We start from the raw sequence: 2,756 nt of genomic DNA, 5'->3' as shown, positions 1-2,756 counted from the left end.
CTACTTAATTTTAACAAATGTTAGTATATATTGTAAATTATTTCACCCTTAACCGTTGACCGACATAAATCTTATTCGCATCCGGGATACGATTAACTGTGGTCAATGTCTTAACGGACACACCGAATTTCTTACCAATTTTCGTCAGGTTGTCGCCCGCCTTTACGGTGTAGAATGTACCGCCGGATGGTGCGGCTCCTGATACCTTCAGGACTTGACCAACACGAATCATATTAACATCTTTAATACCGTTCACTTTCGCCAACTCCTTCACTGACGTATTATATTTCTTTGCAATTGCTGTCAATGTGTCACCCGCCTTAACGGTATATGTCGAGCCGGACGACTTGGCAGGTTTCGCCTTCACTGCGGCTTTGTTCCCGACCTTATCGTATTTCGTCAGCCCGTGGGCTTCGATTGTGGCGATAAGCTTCTTCGCATAGTTCGGGTCTGTCGCATATCCACCCTTTTGGATGGCGGCACAAGCTTGTACATAGTTCGTTTCCCCGACAACAGCCTTATAACGGTCAAGACGGTTATAGAGGTTCACAAGGTCTATGATAGAATCGCGAACAGACTTATACGCCCGGAACCCTGCTTTGATTGTTTTATCGACCCCGTTTAAAACCTCCCACGTGCCCATATGAACGGTTCCAGCGTTCCCGATACCTTTTATACCAAACAGGTTATTTGCACGCGTAGCAAGCCCGGATTTGCCCCAATTTGACTCATGTATGGCTTGTGCTGTGATAACTGAAGGTAAAACTCGACTTACACCGTATAATTTTTGTGCTTCACTTGCAACATTCTCCATGAAACTCATTCTTTTACACTCTCCCTCATTTGTTGTCTCATTTCATTTATTTGTTCGTCTGAAGCGGATTCAATCCATAGTTTTCTATCCTTCTGAAATTGCGCCCGCCAATATCCCGGCGGCTGTACGGTTGTCGCATTATCCGGTACGGAATCAGCCGGAACAATTTCAGGATAGTCGAAGATGAAATCCGAATCATATACGAATACTTGTATCATTTCCATTGCTCCAACCCTCCTAGTAAGGCACTGCCGCGTCTAATGACCAACTGGACACGGCGGACTGATTGTTTCCTGAAAAGCCGACAAACGCCAGTTTACCGTCAGTGTTGATATAAAATTTTGTGAAGCCTGTCGTTCCGTATGCTGTTGCCATGACCGCCTTTTTGTCTGACGGTGAATATGACGCGGGCAATTGTGCAAAGTCAACGCCGAGGTCACACGCCACGTCACCTTTTAGCATGAGGATGTTTCCCCAGCGGGTATACTGCGGTGTTCTTCCTGACGCCTTTGCTCCATTCAATAACGGAAGGTTATACCATGTGAGCGCCATAAAATCATTTTGTGTAAACAGCTGTCGCCAACCCCTGAATACATTGTCAGTGTGTATAACACCAATCCATGACGTATTATCATAGGAACGTGTCAGAACCAATTTCCGCAGACCGTTTGGCGCTGGTAGAATGTCGAGATAGTACCAAGAAGCGTCACCCGGTAACGGTAGTTGATTCCATCCTGTCCCATAATAAAAACCGGGTGGTGCGGTGAATATGCTGTCAGCTGAAGCCAACCGTTTCCGCATTCCTTCAGCATCCGTTAATGCATATTTCTGTGAGAAGTTTTGAACCCCGATAACATCCTGAAGCGATAGATTCGTTGTCTGTAAATCCTTTTGCAGCTGTGTCGCATCCGTAGCAGCTTGATTCCATTTCAAACGTTCAGAATCCGAGACGTGAGGTTTAGCATTTGCGATATGGTTCTTCAGGTTTGTTTCTGATGTCGTCACCCTGTCACTCATACCGTCCCACTTGGTACGGTCTTCAGACGATACGTGTTTGGTCGTGTCCTTTACATGAGCGTCCAAGACTCGGCCGAATGAATCAACGTCAGCCTTCATACTTTGAATTTGTTGGTCAGTTGCACCAGTTGACCCACCGTCCGCGGTATCCTCTAACGCTTGGACTTTTTGCTGAAGCGTCAGAATATCGTTCTTTATCTCATCTGACACGTCCATATGGTCAACGGTGTCCTGAAGCTTTGCCATCTTGTCTTTTAAATCTGAAATACTTGTTTTGACGCCTGTATCATCATAGGGCGGCGTCCGCCTTGACCCGAGTTCAATCAATTAGGAAACCTCCACGATTGTGACGACTGTCTCAGTATCAGCGACTAGGTACACGTCAGGGCTTTGGCTATGAACCTTAAATGTTAGCGGGCTGTCGTTAGACGTGAGCGGCGCACCTGTAGTCGTCTCGACACCCTGCTTACCCCAATAAATGACACCCGAGTTAGGCGGGTAGATCGTCAACTCTCGGCGGTTTGTCAGTTTGCTAGAACCTGACTTTGCCATTACAGGCGTGACGCCTACACTCACCCCACCAACCCTAAAGTCATTCATTCCGGCTTCCCGAGTTGGTACAGGTTGTGTCGCCGGGATAGAAGACCCGCCGAGTGTGACAGGCTTATCTATCTCAACACTCCCAATATGCTTGTCGCCTGCCGCAAGCGGCGGTAACGCTGATATATCTACGGTTCCTGTCATCTGCCCAAGCTGAACGGTGTCAATGGACTGTGGTATAGATGACGCTGTAAATTTCTCAATCCAAGATTCGACCCGGACTTTTTCGGGCTGCACGATCGCGGCGTCAAGGTAGATTGTGTGATAGCCGAGCGGTCGCGCCAAAAGCTTTGTTGACCCCGGCGCTACGGCTAAAAGATAATTG

The 2,756-nt window shown here is 47.4% G+C and carries 4 protein-coding genes; all 4 read right to left on the bottom strand.

All coding sequences use genetic code 11. The annotated features are described in order from the left end of the window. Nucleotides 1–37: 37 nt before the first annotated feature. Nucleotides 38–823 carry a glucosaminidase domain-containing protein gene (locus tag ACFWY9_RS44845; RefSeq protein WP_376322298.1) on the bottom strand — a complete coding sequence of 262 codons (786 nt, stop codon included), beginning with the start codon at nt 821–823 and terminating at the stop codon, nt 38–40. After that, nucleotides 820–1,038 (bottom strand): hypothetical protein, encoded by a 219-nt coding sequence (locus tag ACFWY9_RS44840; RefSeq protein ID WP_376642732.1) that lies wholly within the window; start codon nt 1,036–1,038, stop codon nt 820–822. Before ACFWY9_RS44840 ends, ACFWY9_RS44845 begins: the two co-directional genes overlap by 4 nt. Nucleotides 1,039–1,051: 13 nt before the next feature. Further along, nucleotides 1,052–2,158 carry a hypothetical protein gene (locus tag ACFWY9_RS44835; protein ID WP_376642734.1) on the bottom strand — a complete coding sequence of 369 codons (1,107 nt, stop codon included), beginning with the start codon at nt 2,156–2,158 and terminating at the stop codon, nt 1,052–1,054. After that, nucleotides 2,159–2,756: hypothetical protein (locus ACFWY9_RS44830; RefSeq protein WP_378341765.1), on the bottom strand; the 598-nt coding region annotated here is incomplete at its 5' end.

Origin of the sequence: Amycolatopsis sp. NPDC059027, assembly GCF_042739735.1 — a bacterium.
In the GTDB taxonomy this organism is placed as follows: Bacteria; Actinomycetota; Actinomycetes; order Mycobacteriales; family Pseudonocardiaceae; genus Amycolatopsis.
The sequence above is the reverse complement of the archived record's forward strand: the minus strand, read 5'-3'. Positions and strand labels throughout refer to the sequence as shown.

What these genes read in the sequence shown, in the direction of transcription:
- ACFWY9_RS44845 (WP_376322298.1), bottom strand. Translation starts at nt 823, where the DNA reads ATGAGTTTCATGGAGAATGTTGCAAGTGAAGCACAAAAATTATACGGT.
- ACFWY9_RS44840 (WP_376642732.1), bottom strand. Translation starts at nt 1,038, where the DNA reads ATGGAAATGATACAAGTATTCGTATATGATTCGGATTTCATCTTCGAC.